Origin of the sequence: Plantactinospora solaniradicis, from assembly GCF_042658085.1 — a bacterium.
In the GTDB taxonomy this organism is placed as follows: domain Bacteria; phylum Actinomycetota; class Actinomycetes; order Mycobacteriales; family Micromonosporaceae; genus Plantactinospora; species Plantactinospora solaniradicis.
Genome location: NZ_JBHSPR010000018.1, coordinates 467028 through 492866, shown reverse-complemented (window position 1 = coordinate 492866; position 25839 = coordinate 467028). Strand labels below are relative to the sequence as shown.

Sequence of the window (25839 nt, the reverse complement as noted above, 5' to 3'; positions counted from 1 at the left end):
CCTCCCTGCGATGGCGGTTGTCGTGAGGAAGGACCCGGAATGATCGGTATGGTGCTGGCCGCGGGAGCGGGCCGCAGATTGCGCCCGTACACGGACACCCTACCCAAAGCACTCATTCCGGTCGACGGCGAGACGACGATCCTCGACATCGCGCTGGGCAACCTCGCCGAGGTCGGGCTCACCGACGTCACCGTGGTGGTCGGGTACGCGGCCGAGGCCGTCGAGTCGCGGAAGGCCGCCCTGGAGGACCGGTACGGCGTACGGCTGACCCTGGTGCACAACGACCGGGCCGAGGAGTGGAACAACGCGTACTCGCTCTGGCTGGCCCGGGACCACTTCGCCCAGGGGGCGCTGCTGGTCAACGGCGACACCGTGCATCCGGTGAGCGTGGAGAAGACCCTGCTCGCCCAGCGTGGCCCCGGCATCCTGCTCGCGATCGACAACATCAAGAAGTTGGCCGACGAGGAGATGAAGACCATCTTCGACAGCCGTGGTCAGCTCACCCGGATCAACAAGCAGCTGGACCCCGCCGAGGCGTACGGGGAGTACATCGGGGCGACGTTGATCGAGTCCCGGATCGCCGCGGAGCTGGCCGACGCCCTGGAGACCACCTGGCGGCGCGATCCGCACCTCTACTACGAGGACGGGTACCAGGAGTTCGCCGACCGGGGCGGCGAGGTGCGGGCGGCCCCGATCGGTGACGTCTCCTGGGTCGAGGTCGACAACCACGACGACCTCGCCCGAGCACGGGAGATCGCATGCCACTACTAGCCCGTACCGTCAACACCCCGCTGGCGATCGACGTGCGCCGCGGCGCGATCGCGGACCTGGGTCCGCTGCTGGCCGACCGGCGCATCTCGGCCGGCGGCGAGGTGGCGGTGGTGGTCGGCCCCGGGCAGGGCGAGCGGATCGCCGAACTGATCCGGCCGGGCCTCGGCAACGCCGACGTCTTCACCGTGGTCGGCGGCACCATCGACGCCGCACAGGAACTCGGCCAGAACCTGCGCCGCCGCTCCTACGACGCGGTGGTCGGGATCGGTGGCGGCAAGACCATCGACACCACCAAGTACGCCGCCTCCCGGTACGGCATCCCGATGGTGAGCGTGGCGACCAGCCTCGCCCACGACGGCATCGCCTCGCCCACGGCCTCCCTCGACCACGACGGCGGGAAGGGCTCCTACGGGGTGCACATCCCGATCGCCGTCGTGGTCGACCTCGATTTCGTGGAGAACGGTCCGGACCGGCAGACCCAGGCCGGCATCGGGGACGCGCTCAGCAACCTCAGCGCGGTCGCCGACTGGGAACTGTCGCACCGGATACGCGCCGAGCCGATCGACGGGCTGGCCGTGACGCTGGCCCGGACCGGGGCCGAGGCGCTGGTCAACCACCCCGGCAAGATCACCGATGACGGATTCCTGACCACGCTGGCCGAGGCACTGATCCTGGGCGGTATCGCGAGTTCCGTCTGCGGGTCGAGCCGGCCGGCCAGTGGCGGCTGTCACGAGATCTCGCACGCCCTCGACCACCTGTGTCCGGGTCGGGCCTCGCACGGCGAGCAGGTCGGGCTCGGTGCACTGTTCTGCACGTTCCTACGTGGGGACCTGGAGCGGTTCGGCCAGCTGGCGGCCTGCCTGCACCGGCACGGACTGCCCACCACCCCCGGCGAGCTGGGCCTGACCGACGCCGAGTTCGTCGCGGCGGTGTACCACGCGCCGCGTACCCGACCGGACCGGTACACCATTCTCGAACACCTCGACCTGGCTCCTGACGCGATCGGTGAACGGCTGGCAAACTACGTCGATGCACTCCGTGAACATCTCGGCTGAGTTCTTGCCCCCGCCCACCGCTGCCGACTTCTACCGGGTCAACCGGGGCGGTGGTCTGTTCAGTGAGGCGATCAGCCAACGGATCGGCGCCGGCATGGCCCTGGCCGCGCACCGGATGGGACTGCCACCCACCGCGCTGACCATGGGCAACCTGCTGCTCGGGCTGGCGGTCTCGGTGACCGTGGTGACGCTTGCCGGGCAGGTGGCCACGGGGGACGTGGCCGCCTGGGTCGTGGGCCTGGTCGCGCTGGTCGGCTGGCAGTTGGCGTACGCCCTGGACTGCGCGGACGGGCAGCTCGCCCGGGTCACCGGCCAGGGCAGCCCGGCCGGCGCCCGGGTGGACGTGCTCTGCGACGTGGCGGCCCAGATCGCGCTGGTGACCGCGCTGTCGGCGACGGCGGTGGCGCAGCGGCCGTCGGCGCCGACCTGGCTGGTCGCGGCGTTCGCCGGCACCTGGATGGTCAACCTGGTGACCTCGGTGATGGCCGCCGGCCCGAACGCGGCCAGCATGGTCACCTCGACCTCGCTGCCGGTCCGGCTGGCGAAGCTGATCCGGGACTACGGCGCGGTGATCTTCCTGGCCGGTGTGGTGCTGACCCTCGTGCCGGAGTGGACGACCTGGCTCATCGCCGCGTTCACCCTCGTCAACGGCGGCTTCCTGCTCGCCAGCATCGCCTTCTCGGCCCGCGCGTCGCTTCGCTGAGCGCCGCGCGCTCCGCTGAGCGGTTAGGAAGGGGCCCTTCTTCTACAGAAAACGATAAGAAGGGGCCCTTCCTTACAGCTTGGTGTACACGTCGACCAGCTGCCGGGTGACCACGTCGGGGTGGAACGTCCGCTCGTAGCGGGTGCGGGCGAGTGGGGCGAGGTCGGCGGCCGTGGCGCGGGCGGTGGGGAGGGCGGCGGCCAGGGCTGCGGGGTCCGCGGGGACGACCCAGCCGGCCGGGCCGGTGGGGTCGTGGGCGCCGACCAGGTAGGGGATGCCGCCGAGTGCGGTGCCGAGCACCGGGCGGCCGGCGGCCAGGGCCTCGATCACCACCGTCGGTAGGACGTCGTGCCAGGTGGGTACGGCGAGGACGACGGCGGTGGAGCGGAGCGCGGCAGCCACTCCGGCCCGGTCCAGGGGGCCGAGGAACTCGACGTCGCCGCGTTCGGCGGCGGCGGCCTCGGCAAGGCCGCGCAGTTCGCCGTCGCCGGCGATCCGGAGTGGACCGAGCGCGCCGTCCGGGTGCCGGCGCCAGGCGTCCAGCAGCAGCCCGACGCCCTTCTCCGGGGAGAGACGGCCGAAGAACAGGAAGCCCTCGCCGAGCGGTGCCGGTGTTCCGGGGTCCGGGATCCCGTTCGGCTTGATCACGATCCGGTCGTCGGGGATGCCGTAGTCCCGCAGGTGGTCGGCGATGCCCGAGGTGAGCGCGATGTACCGGTCCACCGAGCGCCAGGTCGGCCGGTGTACGGCGAGCGTCGTCGCCATCAGCGCGCTCTGCGCCCGGGAGCCCCGGTAGCACCGGTGCACGATCGCCGGCACGCCCAGCGCCCGACCTCGGCAGTCCTGGCAGATCCGGCCGTCCCGGAAGTAGAGCCCCGAGGAGCAGACCTGGCGGTAGTTGTGCACCGTCTGCACCACCGGCACCCCGTGCTTGTGCGCGGTCCGGACCACCCAGGGCGAGAGCAGCGGGTACGGGTTGTGCAGGTGCAGTACGTCCGGCCGGTGCTCGGTGATCAGCCGGCTCAGCTCCTGCTGCGCCCTCGGAGCGTAGATCGGCGAGATCGGCAGCAGCGCCTTGGCGGCCGGCGAGAACTCGGCGATCTCGTCGGAACTGCGCAGGAAGGGAAGAACCTCCACGCCGGCCGCCCGGAGCTGGATGATCTCCTGGTCGACGATGGTGTTCTCACCGGACGGCTGCGCCTCGCGGTAACGGTTGTGCGCGACGATCACCTGCACGCCGGTTGCCCTCCTTCGTGACCGCCGCCGACCCGGCCGCGCGGCGAGCGGGCCCGGTCGGATGGGCGCGCATTGCCGCACCCGGGGGATTGAACGCTACCGTTTACCTCGTGCCTGAGTTACCGGAGGTGGAGGCCCTCGCCGGCTACCTGCGCGAGCGGGCGGTCGGCCGGCGGGTCGACCGGATAGAGGTCGCGGCGATCAGCGCCCTGAAGACGTACGACCCGGCGCCGTCGGCGGCAGCCGGGCGGGAGGTCGTGGACGCGGGTCGACACGGCAAGTTCCTGGACGTACGACTGGACGGCGAGCTGCATCTGGTGGTCCATCTGGCCCGTGCGGGCTGGCTGCACTACCGGGAGGCGTTCAACTCGACCCTCCCTCTCAAACCCGGCAAAGGCCCCATAGCCCTTCGAGTACGCCTCGACGACGGGTCGGGCTTCGACCTGACCGAGGCCGGTACGCAGAAGAAGCTCGCCGCCTACCTGGTCACCGACCCGGCGCTGGTGCCCGGGGTGAGCCGACTCGGGCCGGACGCGCTCGCCACCGACCTGGCGACCTTCACCGAGCGGCTCCGCAGCCGGCGTGGACAGGTCAAGGGCGTACTGACCGACCAGGAGGTGCTGGCCGGGGTCGGGAACGCGTACTCGGACGAGATCCTGCACGTGGCGAAGCTCTCGCCGTTCGCGCTCACGAACCGGCTCTCCGAGGCACAGCTGGCGACCCTGCACGCGGCGGTCCGCGAGGTGCTCGGCGACGCCGTCGCGCGCTCGATGGGGCAGCGGGCCGCCGAACTGAAGGGGGAGAAACGGGCCGGGCTGCGGGTACACGCCCGAACCGGTCTGCCCTGTCCCGTCTGTGGCGACACCGTCCGGGAAGTGTCGTTCGCCGACTCCAGCCTCCAGTACTGCCCCGGCTGTCAGACCGGCGGCAAGCCGCTCGCCGACCGCCGGCTCTCCCGGCTCGTCCGTTGACCGGCGTCGCGGAACCGTCGCGCTCGTTGATCGGTTCGGCTCGCCCGCTGAGTGCGCGTGCTTGTATGTTGAGCGATTGTGCTTGTACGTTGGGTGACCCTGGCTCTTGATAAGCATGGAAAACGCCCACGGGACGATGAAACGGCCCGCGCTGGGCTCTACCGCCAACCCTTTCCGTCGGTATAGTGACCCGGTCTGCGACTCTGCTCTGGGGCGGCCCGGCTCTTCTTGCCGGTGGGGCGGGCGGCGTACTGTCCCTCGGGTCGGCGTCCCCGTGGGGCCTGCATGGGAGAGACTGAGACGGTGGGCGACCCGAGCCCTTACGGCAAATGGGCGGCACGTGTCACGCGGGAGGACGTGGGTGAGGTGACGACAAGCCTCCAGCGCCCGGTAGGCAACGCTGGCCAACCGAGCACCCTGCGGCACGTCGACAGCTTCGAGATCCAGCCGCCGACCGCTCCGCAGCCCAATGGCGTACCCCGCTCCGCGTGGGCGCGGTCCCACCGGCGGGTGTCCCGCTGGCACCGGCCGTACATCGCGATCCTGCTGCTACTGGACTTCGCGGCGACGGTGCTGGCGAGCTGGCTCGCCAGCACCGAGTTCGAGCAGGCCAGAGCCGGTTTCCAGACCTCCAACGCCACCTGGTTCTACACCGTCTCCTACCTGTTACTTCCACTCGGCTGGCTGATCGTGCTCTGGTCCAACGGGGCCTACGACCGGCGCTACCTCGGGCTCGGCACCGACGAGTTCAAGCGGGTCACCCGGGCCGGGGTGGCGGTCGCGGCGAGCGTCTCCTTCGTCACCTTCGCCACCAACACCGACGTGTCCCGGCTCACGGTCGGCACGGCGCTGCTCGGCGCGATGCTGCTGGTCCTGTTCGCCCGGTACCTCGCCCGGATCGTCCTGCACACGGTCCGCCGCCGAGCCGGGCAGGCCGCCCAGCAGGTGGTGCTGGTGGGCACCCTGCCGGAGACGCTCGAGGTCTACACGGCGGTCAGCCGGAGCCCCGCCGCCGGGCTCATCCCGGTGGCCATCCACCTCACCGACGGGTACGCGGCGGCCCGGGGCATCGAGACCCCGATCCCGGTGTACGCCGGCCGGGACGTCCTGTCGCTGGTCCGGGAGGTCGGCGGCGACACCATCGCGGTCTGCGGCTCGGCCAGCACGGAACCGGGTGAGTTGCGCCGGCTCGCCTGGCAGTTGGAGGGCTCCGGGGTCGACCTGATCGTGGCGCCGCAGCTCACCGACATCGCCGGTCCCCGGGTGCACATCCGGCCGATCGAGGGCCTGCCGCTGCTGCACGTCGAGGAGCCGACCCTCTCCGGTCCGGCCCTGCTGGCCAAGAACCTGCTCGACCGGCTGGCCGCCGGGCTCGGACTTCTGCTGCTGATCCCGCTCTTCGTCACGATCGCGGTCGCGATCCGGCTCTCCGATCCCGGGCCGGTCTTCTTCCGCCAGCCCCGGGTCGGCCACGAGGGCCGGACGTTCCGGGTCTGGAAGTTCCGGACGATGTACGTCGACGCCGAACAGCGCCTCGCCGGCCTGGTCGACCAGAACGAGACCGACGGCATGCTGTTCAAGATCAAGGAGGATCCCCGGGTCTTCCCCGCCGGGCGATTCCTCCGGGCAAGTTCGCTCGACGAACTACCCCAGTTGATCAACGTGCTCTGGGGCGAGATGTCCCTGGTCGGCCCCCGCCCGCTCCCCGCCGACGACGGCGACTTCCTCGGCGACGTCCGGCGCCGGCTGCTGGTCCGTCCCGGCATCACCGGGCTCTGGCAGGTCTCCGGCCGCTCGGACCTGTCCTGGGACGAGGCCGTCCGGCTGGACCTCTACTACGTCGACAACTGGTCGCTGGCGTACGACCTGAGCATCCTGTGGCGGACCATCGGGGTCGTGCTGGCCCGCAAGGGCGCGTACTGACGACGCAGGGACGCGTACTGGCGGCGCATCGGCAGCGGCGCGATCCGGACCGACCGGGGGCGGGATCCGGACGTACGCGGGCTTGGCGAACCGGGCGGGAACCGTCAGGATCTCTGCGTGGGGCCGAACCTTTCCACGGCGATCGCCGTGGTGGCGATGATCAGCGCGTTGGTCGCCGCGCTCTTCGCCGTCGTCCGGCTTCGGGCCCGGCGGGGCATCGCCACCGCCACCCAACGGGCCACCTACGACGTTCTGCACACCGCCGGCCTGGCCGCCGAGCCGCTCCGCGCCGGGCTCACCCCGGCCGGCGCGGCCAAGGCGGTACGCCACCTGCGTACCCTGGTCGGCTCCGCCGGACTGGCGCTGGCCGACCGCGACCGGATACTGGCACTCGACGGCCGGGGCAGCCACCACAGCCAACAACTGCTCGCCGCCGCCGTCCAGACCATCACCACGCGCCGGTCCACAGTGCTCGGCGAGACGGAACTACGCTGTGACCGGGTCGACTGCCCGGTTCGGGGCGCCGTGGTCGCCCCGCTGACCGGTCCGGACGGCCGGGCCACGGTGGCACTGGTGGCAATCGCCGACAACCAGCCCGTGCCGGGCCTGGTGCAGGCGGCGCTGGAGACCGCGCACTGGGCCGGGGCACAGCTCGCGCTCGCCGAACTCGACTCGTCCCGGGAGCGGCTGGCCCGGGCCGAGGTACGGGCGCTACGGGCGCAGATCAGCCCACACTTCATCTACAACGCCCTGACCGCGATCGGATCGTTCGTCCGGACCGATCCCGAGCGGGCCCGCGAACTGATCCTGGAGTTCGCCGAGTTCACCCGGTACTCGTTCCGCGCCCACGGGGAGTTCACCACGCTCGCCGAGGAACTGCGGTCCATCGACCGGTACCTGACCATCGAGCGTGCCCGGTTCGGCGACCGACTCCAGGTGCGGCTACAGATCGCACCCGAGGTGCTGCCGGTCAGCCTGCCGTTCCTGTGCCTGCAACCACTGGTCGAGAACGCCGTCCGACACGGGTTGTCCCGCAAACCGGGGGTGGGAATGGTGAGCATCGAAGCACGGGACGCCGGCGCCGAGTGCCACATCACGGTCGAGGACGACGGCGTGGGGATGGATCCGGCCGTACTGGTCGCCGGGATCGCCGACGCCGCGGCCGATCCGACCGACGACTCCGGCCAGCACGTCGGGCTGTCGAACGTGGACGAGCGACTCCGGTCGGTCTTCGGCGACCAGTTCGGCCTGGTGGTGGAGACCGGCCTCGGATCGGGTACGAAGGTGAGCATGCGGGTGCCGAAGTTCCATCGCCACGTCCGGGCGAGCGCATGAGCGAACGCAGCGAGGTGTCGGCATGAGCGGGTTCCTGCGGGTACTGGCGGTCGACGACGAGCCTCCGGCGCTCGACGAACTCGCGTACCACCTGCGGGCCGACCCCCGGGTGGCCCGGCTGCACACCGCCGGTGACGCGACCGAGGCGCTGCGGGTGCTCCGCGACGCCGACGTCGACGTGGTCTTCCTCGACATCCGGATGCCCGGCCTCGACGGCATGGAACTGGCCCGGGTGCTACGGCGGTTCGCCCGGCCACCGGCGATCGTCTTCGTCACCGCGTACGACGACGGCGCGGTCGACGCCTTCGACCTCGGCGCCACCGACTACGTACGCAAGCCGGTCCGGGCCGAACGGCTCGCCGAGTCGCTGCGCCGGGTCGTCGGCTCGCGGGTGGTGCCGACGCATCCGGCGGCGATGGCGAGGGCCGAACCCGATCCGACGATCCCGGTGGAGCTGGCCGGCACCACCCGGATGCTGCCCCGCTCGGCCGTACGCTGGGTGGAGGCGCAGGGCGACTACGCCCGGCTGCACACCGCCGACGGCTCACACCTGGTCCGGGTGCCGCTGGCCACCCTCGCCGAGCGCTGGGCCGACGCGGGATTCGTCCGGATCCACCGGTCCTATCTGGTGCAGCTCCGCCTGATCGCCGAGCTGCGGCTGGCGAACTCGGGCTACGTCGTCGTGGTCGACGAGACCGAGTTGCCGGTCAGCCGGCGGCACACCCGCGAGCTGAAGGACAAACTGGTCCGCGCCGCGAAGCAGGACTGGAATCGCTGACGCGGGGCGCCTTCCTCGGCATCGCCGCCACCATTTCTCTCGGCGCCACCTGCCGGACGTCTCGACGGGCAGGCCGTACCGTACGAAGGGTGAGCTCCACTGACGGGGATCCCGAGATCCGGCGCCGGAACAGTGAGCGGTACCAGTGGGAGAAGGACCGGGTACGGCTCGACGAGGCAGAGCGGCGCCGGACCGGCGGGACCGAGCGGGACACCGGCCTGAGCACGCACGATCTCGACTTCCACGCCGAGTACGCCCGGATCGAGGCCGACGAGGACCTGGCCTCGGCGTTCGGGGTGCCGGCCGGTACTCCACTGCTCCGCCGGGCGTACCGGACCAGCCGCCGGGGCGAGGCCGTTCCGCTCTCCGCCTCCCGTTCCTACCTGCCGTACGAGTTGGTGGCGCGGAACCCGGACCTGCTGGACCCGGAGAACGAACCCTGGCCGGGCGGTACGCAGCACCAGCTCCACACCGTCGGTGTCGAGTTGGCGCGGGTCGAGGACCAGATCCGGGCCCGGCCGTCGTCGTCGGACGAGGCCACGATGCTCGGCATCGACCCGGGAGTATCCGTCCTGACGCTGCGCAAGATCTCGGTGGACGTCACCGGGCGGGTGGTCGAGGTTGCCGACGCCGTGTTTCCGGGGGACCAGACCGAGCTGGTCTACGCCACGAACCTGAAGCGGTGGACCGCCTGACGACCCGCGTCATTCCGGCGCGTCCGGCACCACCGTGGACGTCGGCAGCGGTGGCACGTGCGACAACCGAACCCGGCGGCGCTCCGGGTCGACGTCACGGATCTCGACCCGCAGCTCGTCGCCCACCCGTACGCCCTGCTCGCGAGCGCCGACCGGCCCGCCGGACAGGTCGGAAACCGGCACCAGTCCCTCGATCCCGTCGGCGACCCGTACGAACACCCCCACCGGAGCCAGCTTCGTGACGGGGCCGCGCACGACCTCGCCGACCCGCTCCGCGAACCGGATCAGAGGATCTTCCTGAAGTGCCTTCAGCGACACGGCCACCTGCCCCCGTCGCGTGTCCGCCTCCAGCACCTCGACGGTGACCCGCTGGCCGACCGCGACAACGTCCGACGGGTGACCGATGTGTGTCCAGGAGAGTTCCGGAACTCGGATGAACCCGGTGCCACGGTGGTGGTCGGGCTCGCCATCGAGATCCACGAAGACGCCGAAGTTGTGGACCTCGGCCACCGTTCCGGTCAGGATCTCCCCGCGCCGGATGCCGAGAAGATAGGCCCGCAGAACCTGGTCCTCGCATGCCTTGGCCGACAGCCGGACGCGCATCCTCGGCCAGTCGACCCCGATCACCTCGACCGCGACGACCTGCCCCACCTCGAAGAGTTCCGAGGGATCGGCCACACGGCGCCACGACAACTCGTGCATCGAGATGTGCCCCGGACAGCGATCCGGACCATCGAGTGGCGTCTCAAGGTCCACGACGACCCCCTCGTCGTCGAATCCGAGCACCGTGCCGGCCCTGACCTCGCCAGGCCGGAGCGCACGGAGGACAACCCGCAACGGATCGGCCGACACGGACTCGGTCACGCCTGCGACCCTATGCGGCGCCTCTGGTGCCAAGTTGGGCTGGGACACACCACTGACAGTGGAACCGATGGGCCTACCGGTGTCTTTGGAGAGGTGGAAACCCCACCTACGGAAGGTACGCGCATGACTGAGCGGATCCGATCGCTGCTCGATGCGGCGGTCGCCGACACCCGGCCACGGGTTGTCGACCCGGTGTCGGAGGTGCTCCGGCGCGGGCGGGCCCATCGGCGGCATCGGCTGGCCATCACCGCGGCGGCCGGCACCGTGGCGATCGCCCTGCTCGCCACCGGCGGCCTCGTCGCCGCGAACCGAGGCAGCGGCGGAACGACCACCGCCAACCCCTCCCCGAGCGCCAGCGCCCCACCCACCCTCCCCTCGGAGGCGAGCAAGAGGCCCAACAGCCGACCGACGGTGGCGGCGACGGTGACCGACGGAGAGGTACGCGCGAACGGCCTGATCCTGGCTGCCCCGAAGGGATGGCAGGTCGTCCAGGGCGGTGGCCAGCAGATGACCGACTGCGACGTGGTACCCCGCTCGGTGCTGATCAACGTCAGATTGGGTCCCGGCGGTAACTGCAACTCCCCTGCCCGGATCAACGTCGGTCCCTGGGGCACAAAATCCTACAGGTCCGAGGAGTCGAAGAAGTTCAGCGAGGGAATCAGCGAGATCGTCCTGCCCGGCGGGCAGCCAGCATGGTTGACCGACAACGACGTCGAAAACTTTCGGGTCTTCGAAAGGTCGGGGGCGGCGGCCTTCAACATGGGGTTCCCGTGGGCCGGAACAGCGTTCGGTATCGAAGTGGCTCCAGAGGAGTTGGATCTCGTCCTCGGTTCAATCAGCAGCGAACCGGTCGCGCCGGGCCGGCTGGTCCTGCCGGACAACTCGCCGACGGCGGCGCTCGGTCAGCGGGACCGGGACCGAATCGACTCCACCAACGCGTCCGCCATCTCCCAGGTGCTGGAGCGCCTGCGTGGACTGGACCGGGTCGTCCAGCCCGACGAACTGCCCTGCGCTTCGGCGCAGCCGCTGACCCCGAGCCGGAAGCTGGCCGGTAAGGACATGGCCGCGCTCACGTTGCACTACCCGTCCGGTCCCGCGCAGGCCGTGGTGGCGATCAGCAGCACCGACGAGTGCGCGTTCGCCACCTCGTCGATGGGCGGCCGCGTCTGGCTGCCCGCCGGCTTCCTGGCCGAAATCCGAGCCCTGCTCGCCGACGGGGAGGGCCGATGAGCAGCTACGTGAACGGGCCGGACAGCTTTGCCGAGTTCGTCAACGCCCGCTACGCCGCCCTGGTCCGACACGGCACCCTGCTCACCGGGGACCACGGACACGGTGAGGACCTCACCCAGGAGGCGCTGGTGAAGACGTACCGTGCCTGGCACCGGCTGCACCCGGACGGCGACGCCGACGCGTACACCCGGCGGGTGATGGTGCGGGCGGCCTGGCGGGCCGGACGGCGGCTGTGGCGGCGGGAGGTCCCCACCGGGGAACTGCCGGAGCGGCGGGCCGCCGACCCCTACGAGCCGCGCGACACCGCTCGGCTCGTGCTGAGCGCGCTGCGCGACCTGCCCGCCCAGCAGCGGGTGGTGCTGGTCCTGCGGTACTGGGCCGGGCTCAGCGAGCAGGAGATCGCCGGGATGTTGAACTGCTCGACCGGCACGGTGAAGAGCCGGGCCAGCCGGGCGGTCAGCGCGCTTCGGCGCGTCGACGGCCCGCTGGCCGAGGCGTTCCAGGTGTCTCCGGCGGCCTCGAACTGACCAGCGTCGAGCATGTGGTGGGACTGGACAGGTCCGAGACACGCGCCGGACCCCGGTGCCGGGCACCGGGGTCCGGACGGCGTGTGGCTCAGCCTGCGGTCACCCTGGCACGCAAGGCGTTGACGGTGCTGACTGCGGTGGGGACGTCGCGGCACGTGACGAGCCGGCGGGTGCCGTCGGTCAGCCGTAGGGCCAGAACCTGACCGGGCAGCAGCGGTAGCGTGGGGTCGGTCGCGCCGCGCAGCATTCCACGGGTGAGCCAGGTGGCCGGGTCCAGGCGAGCCTCCTCCGCTGCGGCGATGGCGGTCAGCGGCAGTCGCCATCGGACCAGGCCGAAGGTGAGCCGGACTCCACGGGCGTCGATGGCGAGCCGGTAGCGGGTGAACGGCAGCAGAACGGGCGCGGTCACGGTCGGCGCCAGCCCCGCCCAGCCGGGCACGCCGACGAGGGGCACCAGCATGGCGGCGAGCAGGAGACCGCAGAGGGCGAGCGCGACCATCGCCCACACGACCGGGCGCAGCGAACGCGACTCCCACCAGAGCAGTCGCTCGCCGTCGGCTGCGGTGGCGTGCTGGGCGGACTGCGGCGCTGCGGCGACCGCAGTCGTCGCGGTGGGATCCGAGGGCTGCGCCGGGGCGCGGCCGGCCAGCAGGATCGCCACGAGACCTGACAGGACCGCGGCCACTGCCGGCACGGCCATGGTGGCGGCAAAGTAGCCCCAGGAGATGTGCACGTCGGCGGCGGTGGTCGCGTCGAGCGCCGCTCCCAGCACCATCAGCAGGATCGTCACCGCCGCGCTGGCGATGGTGGCGACCGCGACCTGAACACCGGCGCGTAGCCAGTGCCGGGGTGTCCGGGGCAGCCGGCCTGCGGCAAGAAACACGACGAGCCCGGTGATCCATGCGGCGAGTGCCACTCCGATCAGGATCGCGGCCAGGGCGTCGACCGAGATCGTGGTTTCCATCGGGCGGTCGCCGACGCCGCCCTGGTTGGGTAGGCGATCCGGCAGGCGGTCCCACCACGCCAGCATCAGGGCCGTCGCACCGCCGAGCAGGACCCCCGGCAAGAGACCGATTCCGGCGATCCACCGCGCTGTCCTCATCCGCCTGCCTCCTTCGTGTATTGCTGACGTACCAGTGCCACGACCTCGTCCAGGCCGACGCCGGCCCGTCGCGCGTCGCTCACCAGGTGCCGCACCCACTCGATCACCTGCGCCCGCTCCCGGGGCACCGCGCCGGTCACCACGGCGCCACGACCGCGCCGCAGTTCGATCAGCCCGTCGTCGCGCAGTGCCGCGTATGCCCGGAGAACCGTGTGCATGTTGACGTCCAACGTGTCGGCAAGTTCCCGGGCCGCTGGCAGACGATCACCGCGCCGCAACGCCCCCTCGGCCAACGCGCGACGCACGTTGGCCGCGATCTGCTCGGCCAGCGGTGTTCCGCTCTCCGCCACAACACTGAACAACATGTTTGCATACTACTAGAACAAGTCAAGCAAGGCGAGGGCTAAAGCGGCACCCGACAGCCTGCGTCAGCTCGTCGTCGGCGCCGGGGTCCGGTCGGCGGATTCCGCGGTGACCACCACCTGCGAGACATCGATCTTTACGGCTTCGGCGGCCCGTGCGCGCAGCAGGTCGAAGGTGGCGCGGTCGATGGCCGGGCCGACGTACGTGGCGCGTACCCAGCTAATCCAACGATTCTGTGCGTCACGTTCCTGCCCGCTGGCCGAGCCTCTGATCGGTATCCCCTCGAGGTCGATGACCGGTGACCTCCCAGGACCGGAGGCGGCGGGAGCGGAGGCGGCGGCGCCGGTGGCCGATACGGTGAACCAGAGCCCGGGCACCTCGACGACCCGCGCGTCCTGCACGCCGTCGAGCTTGCGCAGGTTCGCGGCGGCGCGCTCCAACTCGGCTTCCGTGACCGACTGATCGACGGCGACGGCCGGGCCGCCGACCGGAGCGTCGGGAAAGTCCGTCCGCAAATCCTTGAGGTGGGAGAAGTCATGATCCCCCGGGCCGAGCGCGGAGAACACCGCCGTACGGAACTCGTTCGTGGAAGTCACGTCCGGCGCCTCGACTCCCGCGTCCGGCGTCCAGGTCAGGACAGGGATCTCTGTCCAGTACTCGCGCAACGACGGGTCCAGCGCGGTGGCCGACGCGGCCGGCTGCGGGCGGACCTCGTCCCGGTCAGGCCCGGCACCGGTGACGGCCGCCACCCCGACCACCAGGACGAGCACGGCCCCGAACACGCCGGCCGTCGCGACCCTCGCGGCTCGGCGGCGCCCCGCCACCCTCTGGACCAGGCCGTACGGTGGCACGATCGCCCGGCGCGTCGCGTCGTCGGCCGCGTCCCGGAGCATGGTGTCCAGGCCGGGCAGCGGGCTCTCCAGGGCAGGCTTTCCGGTCACGGGGCTTTCGAACTCGCGGCTCTCTCGGTCGGGGTACTGGCGGTCAGGCATGACGACGCTCCAAGGTTGTGTTGTCGGTCGGTCGGTCGGACCGGCGCGGCGTGCCGGCCCCCGGGTCACCCGCGAGGGGCGTGGCGCCGGACTCCGGCCGGCCCCACGGACGCGAATCGTCCGCCTCTTCGAGGATCTGTCGCAGAGCGGTCCGCCCGCGCGACAGCCGGGCCTTGACCGTTCCGGACGGCACTCCCGTCTCGACGGCGACCTGATCGACGGACCGATCGCACAGGTGGTACAGCACGATTGCGCGCCGCTGCTCCTCGGGCAGACGTTGCAGGGCCGCCACGATCAGCGGAGTCTCCACGCCGGGCGCAGGCACGTGTGGAGCCAGCCCGCGGCGCCGCCACGCCGCCAACCCGGACCGTGTCGAGCGCCAACGGCTGACTGCGACCCGGTGGGCGACGGTTCTGATCCACGCCTCCGGCGCGTCCCCGTCGGCGAACCGACGGCGTCTGCTCCAAGCTCGGACAAACGCTTCTTGGACGGCGTCCTGCGCCTCAGCAAAGTCGCCGGTCAGCAGGTACACCTGACCGACCAACCGCGCGAACGCCGATGCGTAGAACGCCCGGTAGTCGTCGTCTGTCACGCCGACCTCACTCTCGTTGGTGGCTGCTGCTCCTCCCACTCACGCAGCAGAGCGACCCCGCGGTTGCACTGGATCGAGGAAATATCCGCAAGTCCGGAAGTCGGCTGGCACGTCGAAGAAGGCCGGCGAGCCGAAGAAGACAGACAAGCGGCAGGGCGGCGACCCGGACGACGGTACGGTCCAGCATGCCGGCCCGGCGCCGCTAGAGGCCCGTGGATGGCCCGTCGCATGATCGCCGGCTAGGGAAAGCACGAAGGCCCTGGCTGGGACTCGCGTCCTGACCAGGGCCTTCGGGTCTGAGCGGGTGAAGGGAATCGAACCCTCACTGTCAGCTTGGGAAGCTGATGTTCTGCCATTGAACTACACCCGCGAGCGGACCCCACTGTACCTGGTCGGGTCCGCTCGTGCACTCACCCGCCCCCTCCGGCCGTGGCTCGACTGCGCCTTCGCGTCGTCGCAATCCCCGAGCACCACACCGCCGCGCGTCATTTGCAAAGGCCACCACGCAAGGTAACGTCCGCCCCACCTGTAACAGTGGCACTACGTGTTCATAGCGCCACTTTCCGGAGGCAAAGGGTGAGGCAATGGCGTTACACAACATTCGACGGTCGTCGCGCTGGGTCGGCATGGCGAGCCTTCCACTCGTACTGCTGCTCGGGTCCAGCCCGGCGGTCGCGGCGTCGGCGCTCCCGGCCGGCGACGCCGAGCCGGGCTGCGTCGAGTCGACCGACGACCACCCGACCGCCAAAGCCAGACCCGGTACGCCGCACGGAGTCGAACCGAACGAGCTGACCGCGACCGAGGCGGCCGAACGGGACCGCCTCGTCGATGCCGCGTACGCCCAGCGGGTGGGTGTCGCGCCGCTCGGCCTGCCCGGCAAGGTCCCGATAACCATCGACGTCGTCTTCCACGTCATCTCGAAGGACCGGACCCGGGCCGGCGGCAGCATCCCACAGGCACTGATCGACACGCAGATCAAGGTGCTGAACGACTCCTTCGGCGGCCGTACCGGCGGCGCCTGGACGCCCTTCGAGTTCAGGCTCAAGAAGGTGAACCGGGTGGTCAAACCGGCCTGGTACCCGATCGTGGTGGACAGCCCGGCGGAGGCACAGATGAAGCAGGCACTCCGGGTGGGCGGGAAGAAAACCCTCAACCTCTACACCGGGCTGTTGGACCAGGACCTGCTCGGCTGGGCGACCTTTCCGGAGCGGAGGTTCGACCGGCAGGACGGTGTGGTCGTGCTCTCCGAGTCGCTGCCGGGCGGTACGGCGACGCCGTACAACGCGGGCGACACGGCCACCCACGAGATCGGCCACTGGCTGAATCTCTACCACACCTTCCAGGAGGGCTGCGCCGGCCGGGGCGACCAGGTGTTCGACACGCCAGCGGAGGCGGTGCCGGGCTTCGGCTGCCCGGTGGGACGGGACAGTTGCCCCACCAGGCCCGGCTCCGATCCGATCCACAACTTCATGGACTACTCGGTCGACGCATGCATGAGCCAGTTCACCTATGGGCAGGCGTTCCGGATGCTGAAGGCGTGGAAGGCGCTGCGCGAGTCGTAGGGGCGCCTCCGGTCAGGGCGTCGGCACCGGCTCCTCGACGACGGCCCGGCGTCGATGGGCCCTCCGCTTCGGGCCGATGCCGGCCCTGGGGCCGGTCGTGGCGCCGGCCGGGTCCAGCCAGACCTGCACCGCCGGGCGTTCGGACCGGTCCCCGGCCAGCGGGGTGGCTCCGTTGCTGCCGTGCCGGGACAGCATCGCCACGTCGACCGTGAACTCGAACAGCCGCCAGTCGACCTGGGGCGCGGCCCTCAGGTTGCCGGCGAGTTGGTCCACCCGGGCCTGATCGGTCACCGGCCGGGCGCGACCGGCCACGTACGCCTCGTCGTCACTGTCCTCCGGCGGAAACGAGTGCAGCGCGTAGCGACCGTCCCGTTCGAGATCGCGACGCTTGGGCGAGTCGACCACGAAGCAGAACATCCCCTCGTCGGTGATGACCGGGGAGACCGGATGCACGCGCGGCCCACCGTCGGCACGCACCGTTGCCAGGTAGCCGAGACCCGGCCCGTACTGCTGGATGAGGACACGGATCGCGTCGGCGAGACCGGGCTCGTCGGAGGCGAATTCGGACCAGGATGCCATGAGGACATTCTATCGAACATATGTTCGATCACCTACCCCGGCCCACTCCTCGGCAGGTCGCGGCCGAGCCCGATCGGGGAAGTCGCTAAGGTGGCACGGTGCTGCTCTCCGACCACGACCTAGTGATCGAGATCAAGGCGGGCACCCTGGCGCTGGAGCCCTTCGAGCCCGCGTTGGTGCAACCGTCGAGCATCGACGTACGCCTGGATCGCCTGTTCCGAGTCTTCAACAACCATCTCTACACCCACATCGACCCGGCGATCCAGCAGGACGAACTGACCTCGCTGGTCGACGTGCCGGACGGCGAGCCCTTCGTGCTGCACCCCGGCGAGTTCGTGCTCGCGTCGACACTCGAGGTGATCTCGCTCGGCGACCAGCTCGCCGGCCGGCTGGAAGGCAAATCCAGTCTGGGGCGGCTCGGCCTGCTCACCCACTCGACCGCGGGCTTCATCGACCCCGGGTTCTCCGGCCACGTCACCCTGGAGCTGTCCAACGTCGCCAACCTGCCGATCAGGTTGTGGCCCGGGATGAAGATCGGCCAGCTCTGCATCTTCCGGCTCTCGTCGCCGTCCGCGCACCCGTACGGCTCGGCCGTCTACGGCTCGCGCTACCAGGGGCAGCGCGGGCCGACCCCGAGCCGCTCGTGGCAGAACTGGCACACCTGGCCCACCCGCTGAGCTGACCCGAACCGCCGCGCTGCGCACCGCCCGCGGTACTACCGGGTACTACCGATACGAGAGGCCCCCGCCGCGACTGCGACGGGGGCCTCTCGACGTGCTGTGCGGTCTTCCGGGTTCGGCTTCCGGTCGACCGACGGACTGGATCAGCCGGGTCTGCCGAAGCTGTGGATTTCGCCGTCGTCCATCCGCTTCATCTTGACCGGCTCGCCGGCCCGGGAAGCGTGCACGATCCAACCACCTCCGACGTACATCCCGACGTGGCTGAGGTCGGCGTAGTAGAAGACCAGGTCACCGGGTCGGAGCTCGGAGCGGCTGACCGACTTGACCTTCCCACGCTGCGCGCGGGCGTTGTGCGGCAACGACACGCCGCCCTTGGCCCAGGCGGCCAGGGTCAGGCCGGAGCAGTCGTACGAGTTGGGGCCTTCGGCACCCCACACGTACGGCTTGCCGATCTGCTGGCAGGCGAACTTGACCGCCTTGCCGGCGTTGCCACCGGGGTAGGTGGCCGGGCAGGGTGCCGGGGCGAGCGGACCGGCGGAACCGTTGCCGTACGCCTGGATCCGCAGCTTCTGTAGCCGGTCGACCTCGGCGTCGATTTCCTTCTTCTTCTTGGCCAGTTCGGCCTCGGTCTTGGTGAGCTGGCTGACCAGGGTGTCGAGCGGGCGCTTCTGGGCGTCGTACTTGTCCCTGAGGTCGATCACCGCCTGCACGTCGCGCTGCTGCTGGCGGGCGAACTGGTCGAGTACCGAGAGCTGGCCGACGAGTGCGGCCGGCGACTTGTTGGTCAGTAGGGCGTTGATCGACGAGGCCTTGTCGCCCTTGTACGCCTCCACGGCGAACTCGCTCACCCGGTCCATCGCGGCGTCGATCTGCGTCTGGAGTGGGGCGATCTTGTTCCGGAGCGTCTTGGCCTGGGCCTTCTTCGCGGTCAGGTCCTGCCGGGTGGCGTTGTGCTTCTCGACGATCGGTTCGAGCTTGCGCCAGGCCGTGTCGATCTGCTTCTCGATCTCGGCCACCGAGGGTTCGGCGAGGGCCGGCGTGGTGCCCACGAACAGCACGGCGACGCTGGCCAGCACGGCGAATGCGGCGACGAGAATGGACCTTCGCAAAGGCGGTGTCGCCGTCCCGGCACCGGTCGTTACCGACCGGAGGGACTGCGACCGCGGGGCAAGGGGAGCCACCGGGGTCCGTACTCCTTCTTCCGTAGCCCGCCTACCGGGTTAGCTGACGGGTTCGGGCGGGAAGAGATTCGCCCTACCGCTGACGCGGATTCACCCCATGGTGCCCGGGTCCCCGGTTCGCTGATATTCGACGATTCGGCGGTGTAGAGACGTCGCCGCCCGGTTGGGCGGCCTGCCGTCGTCTCCGACGGTCCCCAACATTAGAGAAGCCTGTTATTCAAACGCAACCCGTGATCCGAGTCGATTCGTTACGTATCGGGATGCTCGCTGAGGGTGCGAGCGAACAAGCGTCCGAAACTGAGCGAACAAGCGTCCGAACGCCCTCTGAAATAGGTGAAGATTTCCTACATCGTGATGAGTGAGGCCGGCAGCTATTGACGGACGCCGGTCCCGGGTGGAGGGTGATCATCAAGCCCACCCCCGGCGAATGGAGGTTCGATGCCTCGGACGACAATGCCGTTGAGCAGGAGAATCGCGCTCGGTACCGCCGTGGTCGGCGCCGTCGCGCTGGTGCCGTCCGGCCCCGCGCCGGCGGCGGCTCCGGCGACCGACGGCCGGCAACAGGAGTACGCGGCCGCGGCGAGCGAATTCGGCGTACCGGAAAGCGTTCTGCTCGGCGTCTCCTATCTGGAATCTCGTTGGGACACCAACGCCGGCACGCCGAGCACCAGCGGCGGGTACGGCCCGATGCACCTCACCGACTTCGCCTATCTCGACGGGCTGGCCGGACCGCCCCACGAACACGGCGAGGACCGGCGTGGCGACAGCGCCCGGCCCGCCGCACCGTTGCACCCGAGCGTCACGGACGAGGGAACCACCACCGGAGGGGACAGCGCGGCACCGGCACCGGGTGCGCAGACCCTCGACGCCGCCGCCGCGCTGACCGGGGTCGACGAGCGGGCACTGCGGACCGAACCGGCGGTGAACATTCGGGGCGGGGCGGCGCTGCTCGCGTCGTACCAGAAGGCGCTGGCCGGACCGACCGGCCGGACCAGCGACCCCGCGGCCTGGTACGGCGCGGTGGCCCGGTACGCCGGCAGCGACAGTGCGGACGCCGCGCGGACCTTCGCCGACGAGGTCTTCCGGACCATCACCGAGGGTGCGGCCCGGACCACCGACGACGGCCATCGGATCATCCTGGCCGCGCACCCCGGACTCGTACCGGCCCGAGCCTGGCTGGACCGGCTCGGCCTGCGCAAACCCGCCCGGCCGGACGGGTTGGAGTGCCCGCGCGACATCTCCTGCGAATGGATCCCCGCGCCGTACCAGGCGTTCGGTGCCGGTGACTACGGCAACCACGACCTGTCCGACCGGCCGGGACGGCAGAAGATCGAGTACATCGTCATCCACGACACCGAGGGGAGCTACGACACCACGCTGCGCCTGGTGCAGGATCCCACCTACGTGAGCTGGCAGTACACGTTGCGCTCGGCGGACGGGCACATCGCGCAGCACGTGAAGGCCAAGGACGTCGCCTGGCACGCCGGCAACTGGTACGTCAACGCCAAGGCGATCGGGCTCGAGCACGAGGGCTACGCCGCGCAGGGCACCTGGTACACCGAGGCGATGTACCGCACCTCGGCCAAGCTGGTGCGCTACCTCGCCGACCGGTACGACATCCCGCTGGACCGCCAGCACATCATCGGCCACGACAACGTGCCCGGAATCCTGCCGGCGAACGTCCGGGGCATGCACTGGGACCCCGGGCCGTACTGGGACTGGTCGCACTACTTCGACCTGCTCCGGGCCCCGTTCTGGAGCACCGGCACCTCCCGCACCGGACTGGTCACCATCGACCCGGACTTCGCCACCAACCGGCCGGCCTTCACCGGCTGCGACACGGCCGGCGTACCGTGCCCGGCGCGCGGCTCCTCGTCGGTGATCCTGCGCAGCGCTCCGGCCGCCGACGCGCCGCTGGTGAACGACATCGCACTGCGCCCCGACGGCACCCCGAACACGATGCACATCTCCGACCACGGGGCGCGGGCGTCGGCGGGGCAGACGTACGCCGTCGCGGACCGGCAGGGCGACTGGACCGCGATCTGGTATCTCGGCCAGAAGGCCTGGTTCCACAATCCGGCCGGGAACCCGACCGCGAAGTGGTCGATCGGACTGGTCGCGACGCCGAAGCCGGGCCGGGCGACGATCCCGGTGTACGGCAGGGCGTACCCGGAGGCCGCCGCCTACCCGGCCGGCGTGCCCTACCAGACGGTCACGCCGTTGCAGTACACCCTCTCCGCCGGGCAGCGGTACGCCGTCGGCAACCTGCTGCCCAGCGAGTACTACCGGGCCACCACGTTCGACGGTTCGTCGCCCGGGGACTGGACGGTGATCCGCGGCGACACCCGGTACGTCCAGATCCAGTTCGGACACCGGATCATGTACGTCAACGCCGACGACGTAGGGCTGCTCCTCTCCCCGATCGGCGCACCAGGCTGATCCGACCGGTCGACGCGTCGGGGCCCGCCACGCGGCGGGCCCCGACGCGTACCGGAGAGGCGCGGCACCCGGCCGGGGCTCAGGCCGGTGCGGGCTGCTGACCGGCGGCGGTGGGCTCGGCGGCACCGACGACGGCGGTCAGCACGTCGTCGAGCGTGACGACACCCATCGGCACCCGCCCGTCGCTCACCAGCACCATGTGCCGGCGCTCCCGGCGCATCGCGAGCAGCAGGTCGGCAAGGGTGCGATCCGGCGGCACCACGGCCAGCGGACGGACCAGGTCGGCCGGCACCGGCGCCCGGCGCGCGGCACCCTCGTACCCCAGGATGTCCTTGACGTGCACGAAGCCCAGCACCCGGCGGGTGGACCGCTGGACCACCGGGAACCGGGACCGGCCGGTCCGGGTGGCCAGTACCTCCAGCGAGGCCGGTGAGACGTCCTCGGCGACGGTGGTCACCGTCGCCCAGGGCCGCAGCGCGTCCCCGGCGGTACGGCGGTGCATGGCGAGCGCGCCGGTGATCCGGGCATGCTCCTCCGAACCGAGCAGGCCCTCGGTACGCGCCTGCGAAACCAGCCCGGCCAGTTCCTCGGCGGTGAACACCGTCTTCACCGCGTCGGTCGCCTCGATCCGCCACAGCCGCAGGATCCGCGCGGAGGCCCACTTCATCGCCAGCAGCAACGGCTTGGTCGCCACGCAGAACGCCAGCATCGCCGGGCCCAGCCAGAGCGCGGACGGCTCCGGACCGGCCAGGGTGATGTTCTTCGGCACCATCTCGCCGATCACCGTGTGCAGGAACACGACGAGACCCAGCGCGAGCACGAAGGCGACCGGGTGCACCGCGCGGTCCGGCAGCCCCAGCGCGTGGATCGGGCCCTCCAGCAGGTGCGCCAACGCCGGCTCGGCGATCGCGCCCAGCCCGAGCGAGCAGATGGTGATGCCGAGCTGGGCACCCGCGATCATCAACGGGATCTGGTTCATCGCCGAGAGCGCCATCCGGGCCCGCTTGGATCCGGCCGCCAACGGCTCGATCACGGTACGCCGCGACGCGATCAGCGCGAACTCGCTGCCCACGAAGAAGGCGTTGCCGAGCAGCAGTCCGACGGTGATCAGCAGGTTAGTCACGGTGATCGCCGGGCTCCTCCGGGCGGACCACCCGGACCTGCTCGATCCGGTGCCGGTCCACTTCGACCACGGTGAACTCGAAGCCCTGCTCCCGCACGGTCTCGCCGGCCACCGGAATATGCCCGAGCCGGGCCAGCAGGAACCCGGCCAGGGTCTCGTACGGCCCCTCGGGGAGCCGGAAGCCGACCTGTTCGGCCAGTTCGTCCTCGCGTAGCACCCCGTCGACCAGCACCGTCCGGTCCCCGCCCGGCGCCGTCAGCTCACCCGGGCTCTCGTGCATCGCGTCGGGGTCGAACTCGTCGGCGATCTCCCCGACCAGCTCCTCCACCAGGTCCTCGACGGTCACCACCCCGTCCGTGCCGCCGTACTCGTCCACCACGATGGCCAGGTCGGCGCCGGCGGCGCGGAGGGCGGCGAGGACGCCGTCGAGGTCGAGGCTCTCCGGCACGTACACCGGCTCCCGGGCCACCGAGGCCACCGTCGTCCCGGTCCGGTCCTTCGGCGGTACGCCCAGCGCGTCGGACACCCCGGCCACCCCGGTCACCAGGTCGAGGGTGTCTTCGTAGACGGGAAACCGGGTACGCCCGGTCTGCTGCGCGAGCGCCAGCAGTTCGGCGACCGAGGCGCCGGCCCGGAGTGCGACCACGTCGACCCGGGGAGTCATCGCCTCGGCAGCCCGCTTGTCGCCGAACCGGATCGTGCGTTGCAGCAGCATCGCGGTCTCCCGGGGCAGGGCACCGGCCTGGGCGGAGATCGCCGCCAGCAGGCCCAGTTCCTCCGGCGACCGGGCGCTGGCCAGTTCCTCCTGCGGCTCCACCCCGAGCCGGCGGACCAGCCAGTTCGCCGAGTTGTTCAGGGCCCGGATCAACCAGCCGCACACCCGGGAGAAGGCCCGCATCGGCGCGGCGGTGGCCAGCGCGACCGGCATCGGCCGGGCCAGTGCGGCATTCTTCGGCACCAGCTCGCCGAAGAGCATCGAGAGCAGGGTGGCCAGCGCCAGCGCCAGCAACGGGGTGATCCGCCCGGTCGCGTCCCCGGCGACCGGCCGGAGCACCGGCGTGAAGAGCTTCGCCAGCGCCGGTTCGGCGAGATAGCCGGTGAGCAGGGCGGTGATGGTGATTCCGAGCTGGGCACCGGAGAGCTGGAAGGACAGCTCGCGCAATGCCTTGCGTACCGTGCCGGCTCGGCGGTCGCCTTCGGCCGCACGCCGGTCCAGTTCCGCCCGGTCGACGGTGACCAGCGCGAACTCGGCCGCGACGAAGAACGCGTTGCCTCCGGTCAGCAGCAGGAACCCGGCCAGTGGCAGCAGTGTGGTCAACAGTAGGGCGTCGATGTTCGGTTCACCTCGACCGTGGTTGCGTCCCGCCCGGGATAATCGAGCACAGTACCGGCCCGACCAGCCATCGAGCGCCCCGGCCGGGGTGGGCCCCCGCCGATCGGCGGCTCAGCGCCGGAAGCAGCGCCAGTCGAAGGCGTCGCCGGTGTCGTTGCGGGCGAACGCGTCGTCGCCGTAGGTGTCCCGGCAGGCGGTGTCCATGTCGACGATGCGGGACGACAGCAGCAGTCGCTCGCACTCCCACCGGCCGTCCCCGCGCGAGTCCGCCCAGCTCGCACCGCCGACGTGCCGATCGCAGTACCGGTCCATCATCTGTGCCAGTTCGTCCCGACCGTCGGGACCGAGCAGCACCGGCTCCGGCGGCGGGGGTGGCAGTTGGGCGGCCGGCGGTCTCGACGTACCGCCGGGGCCCTGCGTCGGGGTGGCACCTGGCACCGCTGTCCTGGTCGGGACGGTCGGGGCCGACGGCGTCGGCCCCGGGGCGTTCGTCGCGCGCGGCGGCAGCGGCGACGTCGTCGGGGACGGGGAGACCTCCGGCGTAGCGCTCGGCGTCGGCCCGACCGCCTCCGTCGGCGGAGGTGTCGGCGGCCGGCTGGCGACCGCGACGGGCACCGCGACCTCCGGTCCGGACTCACCACCCCAGAGGTACGGTCGCAGCACGGTCGCCCCGGCCGGGATGGCGAGGACCAGCAGCCCGACGCCGAGTCCCAGGATGGCCGTCAGCCGCAGTCCCCGGCCGGACCGGGCCCGCCGATCCGCCGCCCCGGTCACCCCGGCCGACCGACCGGCCCGGTGCCGTCCGGTCGACTCCGCAGCCGTCCCCGTCGGTGCATCCTCCACCACGCGCCGTCCGCCTCCTCGCGGTCTCGTGGAACTCGATCGATGCGATCGATGATCGGTGCGATCAGTGCGATCGCGACTCCGACCGACCTCGGCCGACGCCGACCCATCGGCGATCGTCAGCCCGCCCAACATCAGCAAGATACGGGCAAACGGCGTGTGTGGTTCACCGCAGTCCGTGACTGTGGAGCGCGGCAGGCGGTCCGGCGCCGCTCCTCAGGGTTTACCCAGCCGTCGGCGGTTAGCGTCGGAATCATGATCACTGCTACGGATCCGCTCGCCGCCGAGCCCACGCCGCTGACCGGAATCGCCGAGTGGGCGACCGACCTGATGGACAGCCTGGGCGCCCCGGGAGCGGGATTGGCGGTTGCCCTGGAGAACCTCTTCCCGCCACTGCCCAGCGAGATCATCCTGCCGCTGGCCGGCTTCGCCTCGAGCCAGGGCGAGATGAGCCTCTGGTCGGCGATCTTCTGGACCACACTCGGCTCGGTGGTCGGCGCCCTCGCGCTCTACTATCTCGGCGCGCTGCTCGGCCGGGACCGTACTCGGGCGCTCGCCGCCAGGATTCCGCTGATCAAGCTGGCTGACGTGGACCGTACCGAGGCGTGGTTCGTCCGGCACGGCGCCAAGACCGTGTTCCTCGGTCGGATGATCCCGATCTTCCGCAGTCTGATCTCCATCCCGGCGGGCATCGAGCGGATGCCCCTGCGAACCTTCCTGGTCTGCACCGCCCTCGGCAGCCTGATCTGGAACACGGTCTTCGTACTGGCCGGATACCTGCTCGGCGAGAACTGGCAGCGCGTCGAGGAGTACGCCGGCCTGCTCCAGAAGGTCGTCATCGTCGTGGTCGTGGTGGCCGTCGGTTGGTTCGTGGTTGCCCGGCTGACCCGGCGCGATCCGGCACGCAGCCGGCACCGCAGGTAATGCAGTCGGCACGGCAGGTAAACCTGTCCGGAACGGGC

Annotated in this window: 24 protein-coding genes, 1 tRNA gene, 1 pseudogene and 1 riboswitch; of the genes and pseudogenes, 14 read left to right on the top strand and 12 right to left on the bottom strand. The window is 70.9% G+C overall.

The features are described 5' to 3' along the window. Positions 1-39: 39 nt before the first annotated feature. Genes ACFP2T_RS23990 through ACFP2T_RS23980 form a run of 3 tightly spaced genes read left to right on the top strand, consistent with a single transcriptional unit; the run spans position 40 to position 2529 of the window. Positions 40-771, top strand: a complete 732-nt coding sequence (locus tag ACFP2T_RS23990) for a phosphocholine cytidylyltransferase family protein (protein WP_377425082.1) — start codon at positions 40-42, stop codon at positions 769-771. Further along, positions 759-1826, top strand: a complete 1068-nt coding sequence (locus ACFP2T_RS23985; protein WP_377425080.1) for an iron-containing alcohol dehydrogenase family protein — start codon at positions 759-761, stop codon at positions 1824-1826. Before ACFP2T_RS23990 ends, ACFP2T_RS23985 begins: the two co-directional genes overlap by 13 nt. Next, positions 1801-2529, top strand: coding sequence for a CDP-alcohol phosphatidyltransferase family protein (locus tag ACFP2T_RS23980; protein ID WP_377425079.1), 729 nt, complete (start codon positions 1801-1803; stop codon positions 2527-2529). Before ACFP2T_RS23985 ends, ACFP2T_RS23980 begins: the two co-directional genes overlap by 26 nt. 72 nt (positions 2530-2601) lie before the next feature. Here the strand turns inward: ACFP2T_RS23980 and ACFP2T_RS23975 are convergent, their stop codons facing one another. Next, the gene (locus tag ACFP2T_RS23975; protein ID WP_377425078.1) at positions 2602-3765 is read right to left on the bottom strand and encodes a glycosyltransferase; all 1164 of its coding nucleotides are present in this window, start codon (positions 3763-3765) and stop codon (positions 2602-2604) included. Between the two features lie 110 nt (positions 3766-3875). Between ACFP2T_RS23975 and ACFP2T_RS23970 the strand changes: the two genes are divergently transcribed. The 5 genes from ACFP2T_RS23970 to ACFP2T_RS23950 all read left to right on the top strand — a co-directional run bounded on the left by ACFP2T_RS23970 (position 3876) and on the right by ACFP2T_RS23950 (position 9467). Continuing rightward, complete coding sequence (locus ACFP2T_RS23970; RefSeq protein ID WP_377425077.1) at positions 3876-4736, top strand: Fpg/Nei family DNA glycosylase; 861 nt, start codon at positions 3876-3878, stop codon at positions 4734-4736. 357 nt (positions 4737-5093) lie between these two features. Then, positions 5094-6659: a sugar transferase gene (locus ACFP2T_RS23965; protein ID WP_377425228.1), complete on the top strand. Its 1566-nt coding sequence runs from the start codon at positions 5094-5096 to the stop codon at positions 6657-6659. A gap of 117 nt (positions 6660-6776) precedes the next feature. Next, the gene (locus ACFP2T_RS23960) at positions 6777-7994 is read left to right on the top strand and encodes a sensor histidine kinase (RefSeq protein WP_377425075.1); all 1218 of its coding nucleotides are present in this window, start codon (positions 6777-6779) and stop codon (positions 7992-7994) included. Positions 7995-8016: 22 nt separating this feature from the next. Further along, positions 8017-8772 carry a LytR/AlgR family response regulator transcription factor gene (locus ACFP2T_RS23955; protein WP_377425074.1) on the top strand — a complete coding sequence of 252 codons (756 nt, stop codon included), beginning with the start codon at positions 8017-8019 and terminating at the stop codon, positions 8770-8772. Between the two features lie 89 nt (positions 8773-8861). Continuing rightward, entirely contained in the window at positions 8862-9467 is a 606-nt protein-coding gene (locus ACFP2T_RS23950; RefSeq protein WP_377425072.1) for a UTRA domain-containing protein, read from the top strand. 9 nt (positions 9468-9476) lie between these two features. Here the strand turns inward: ACFP2T_RS23950 and ACFP2T_RS23945 are convergent, their stop codons facing one another. Beyond that, positions 9477-10331 (bottom strand): S1 RNA-binding domain-containing protein, encoded by an 855-nt coding sequence (locus ACFP2T_RS23945; protein ID WP_377425070.1) that lies wholly within the window; start codon positions 10329-10331, stop codon positions 9477-9479. A gap of 123 nt (positions 10332-10454) precedes the next feature. On the opposite strand from ACFP2T_RS23945, the gene ACFP2T_RS23940 reads away from it, so the two are divergent. Continuing rightward, the gene (locus ACFP2T_RS23940; protein ID WP_377425069.1) at positions 10455-11561 is read left to right on the top strand and encodes a hypothetical protein; all 1107 of its coding nucleotides are present in this window, start codon (positions 10455-10457) and stop codon (positions 11559-11561) included. Next, on the top strand, positions 11558-12088 hold the full coding sequence (locus ACFP2T_RS23935) for a SigE family RNA polymerase sigma factor (RefSeq protein WP_377425068.1): 531 nt from the start codon (positions 11558-11560) through the stop codon (positions 12086-12088). The genes ACFP2T_RS23940 and ACFP2T_RS23935 overlap by 4 nt, the downstream gene beginning before the upstream one ends. Before the next feature lie 88 nt (positions 12089-12176). Here ACFP2T_RS23935 and ACFP2T_RS23930 read toward each other — a convergent pair whose 3' ends face one another. From ACFP2T_RS23930 to ACFP2T_RS23910, 5 genes and pseudogenes are all read right to left on the bottom strand, one after another. Continuing rightward, complete coding sequence (locus ACFP2T_RS23930; protein ID WP_377425067.1) at positions 12177-13190, bottom strand: hypothetical protein; 1014 nt, start codon at positions 13188-13190, stop codon at positions 12177-12179. Then, a complete protein-coding gene (locus ACFP2T_RS23925) occupies positions 13187-13555 on the bottom strand; it encodes a GntR family transcriptional regulator (RefSeq protein WP_377425065.1) in 369 nt (122 codons plus the stop codon). Before ACFP2T_RS23925 ends, ACFP2T_RS23930 begins: the two co-directional genes overlap by 4 nt. A gap of 63 nt (positions 13556-13618) precedes the next feature. Next, positions 13619-14494: a hypothetical protein gene (locus tag ACFP2T_RS23920; protein WP_377425064.1), complete on the bottom strand. Its 876-nt coding sequence runs from the start codon at positions 14492-14494 to the stop codon at positions 13619-13621. 169 nt (positions 14495-14663) lie between these two features. After that, positions 14664-15137 (bottom strand): annotated as a pseudogene (locus tag ACFP2T_RS23915) (SigE family RNA polymerase sigma factor); the annotation flags it as partial. 299 nt (positions 15138-15436) lie between these two features. Continuing rightward, positions 15437-15507 (bottom strand) — tRNA-Gly (locus ACFP2T_RS23910). A gap of 214 nt (positions 15508-15721) precedes the next feature. Here ACFP2T_RS23910 and ACFP2T_RS23905 point away from each other — a divergent pair. Further along, positions 15722-16699, top strand: coding sequence for a zinc metalloprotease (locus ACFP2T_RS23905; RefSeq protein ID WP_377425062.1), 978 nt, complete (start codon positions 15722-15724; stop codon positions 16697-16699). A 12-nt stretch (positions 16700-16711) separates the two neighbouring features. Here the strand turns inward: ACFP2T_RS23905 and ACFP2T_RS23900 are convergent, their stop codons facing one another. Next, positions 16712-17278 (bottom strand): pyridoxamine 5'-phosphate oxidase family protein, encoded by a 567-nt coding sequence (locus ACFP2T_RS23900; protein WP_377425061.1) that lies wholly within the window; start codon positions 17276-17278, stop codon positions 16712-16714. Between the two features lie 98 nt (positions 17279-17376). Here ACFP2T_RS23900 and dcd point away from each other — a divergent pair, with 98 nt between their 5' ends. After that, complete coding sequence (dcd, locus tag ACFP2T_RS23895) at positions 17377-17955, top strand: dCTP deaminase (RefSeq protein ID WP_377425060.1); 579 nt, start codon at positions 17377-17379, stop codon at positions 17953-17955. 146 nt (positions 17956-18101) lie between these two features. Here the strand turns inward: dcd and ACFP2T_RS23890 are convergent, their stop codons facing one another. Then, positions 18102-19067, bottom strand: coding sequence for a C40 family peptidase (locus ACFP2T_RS23890; protein WP_377425058.1), 966 nt, complete (start codon positions 19065-19067; stop codon positions 18102-18104). Positions 19068-19151: 84 nt separating this feature from the next. After that, positions 19152-19290, bottom strand: a riboswitch (cyclic di-AMP (ydaO/yuaA leader). A gap of 287 nt (positions 19291-19577) precedes the next feature. On the opposite strand from ACFP2T_RS23890, the gene ACFP2T_RS23885 reads away from it, so the two are divergent. Continuing rightward, positions 19578-21578, top strand: coding sequence for an N-acetylmuramoyl-L-alanine amidase (locus ACFP2T_RS23885; protein WP_377425056.1), 2001 nt, complete (start codon positions 19578-19580; stop codon positions 21576-21578). Positions 21579-21657: 79 nt separating this feature from the next. On the opposite strand, the gene ACFP2T_RS23880 is transcribed toward ACFP2T_RS23885, so the two are convergent. From ACFP2T_RS23880 to ACFP2T_RS23870, 3 genes are all read right to left on the bottom strand, one after another. Further along, positions 21658-22701, bottom strand: a complete 1044-nt coding sequence (locus ACFP2T_RS23880; RefSeq protein ID WP_377425054.1) for a hemolysin family protein — start codon at positions 22699-22701, stop codon at positions 21658-21660. Further along, positions 22694-24019: a hemolysin family protein gene (locus tag ACFP2T_RS23875; protein WP_377425053.1), complete on the bottom strand. Its 1326-nt coding sequence runs from the start codon at positions 24017-24019 to the stop codon at positions 22694-22696. The genes ACFP2T_RS23880 and ACFP2T_RS23875 overlap by 8 nt, the downstream gene beginning before the upstream one ends. 126 nt (positions 24020-24145) lie before the next feature. Continuing rightward, positions 24146-24880 carry a hypothetical protein gene (locus tag ACFP2T_RS23870; RefSeq protein ID WP_377425052.1) on the bottom strand — a complete coding sequence of 245 codons (735 nt, stop codon included), beginning with the start codon at positions 24878-24880 and terminating at the stop codon, positions 24146-24148. A gap of 252 nt (positions 24881-25132) precedes the next feature. Here ACFP2T_RS23870 and ACFP2T_RS23865 point away from each other — a divergent pair, with 252 nt between their 5' ends. Continuing rightward, positions 25133-25801, top strand: coding sequence for a DedA family protein (locus tag ACFP2T_RS23865; protein WP_377425051.1), 669 nt, complete (start codon positions 25133-25135; stop codon positions 25799-25801). Positions 25802-25839: the final 38 nt, after the last annotated feature.

Excerpts from the sequence above, each read along its gene's own strand:
- ACFP2T_RS23990 (WP_377425082.1), top strand. The coding sequence starts at position 40 with ATGATCGGTATGGTGCTGGCCGCGGGAGCGGGCCGCAGATTGCGCCCG.
- ACFP2T_RS23985 (WP_377425080.1), top strand. The coding sequence starts at position 759 with ATGCCACTACTAGCCCGTACCGTCAACACCCCGCTGGCGATCGACGTG.
- ACFP2T_RS23980 (WP_377425079.1), top strand. The coding sequence starts at position 1,801 with ATGCACTCCGTGAACATCTCGGCTGAGTTCTTGCCCCCGCCCACCGCT.
- ACFP2T_RS23955 (WP_377425074.1), top strand. The coding sequence starts at position 8,017 with ATGAGCGGGTTCCTGCGGGTACTGGCGGTCGACGACGAGCCTCCGGCG.
- ACFP2T_RS23940 (WP_377425069.1), top strand. The coding sequence starts at position 10,455 with ATGACTGAGCGGATCCGATCGCTGCTCGATGCGGCGGTCGCCGACACC.
- ACFP2T_RS23935 (WP_377425068.1), top strand. The coding sequence starts at position 11,558 with ATGAGCAGCTACGTGAACGGGCCGGACAGCTTTGCCGAGTTCGTCAAC.
- ACFP2T_RS23930 (WP_377425067.1), bottom strand. The coding sequence starts at position 13,190 with ATGAGGACAGCGCGGTGGATCGCCGGAATCGGTCTCTTGCCGGGGGTC.
- ACFP2T_RS23925 (WP_377425065.1), bottom strand. The coding sequence starts at position 13,555 with ATGTTGTTCAGTGTTGTGGCGGAGAGCGGAACACCGCTGGCCGAGCAG.
- ACFP2T_RS23905 (WP_377425062.1), top strand. The coding sequence starts at position 15,722 with ATGGCGTTACACAACATTCGACGGTCGTCGCGCTGGGTCGGCATGGCG.
- ACFP2T_RS23900 (WP_377425061.1), bottom strand. The coding sequence starts at position 17,278 with ATGGCATCCTGGTCCGAATTCGCCTCCGACGAGCCCGGTCTCGCCGAC.
- ACFP2T_RS23885 (WP_377425056.1), top strand. The coding sequence starts at position 19,578 with ATGCCTCGGACGACAATGCCGTTGAGCAGGAGAATCGCGCTCGGTACC.
- ACFP2T_RS23865 (WP_377425051.1), top strand. The coding sequence starts at position 25,133 with ATGATCACTGCTACGGATCCGCTCGCCGCCGAGCCCACGCCGCTGACC.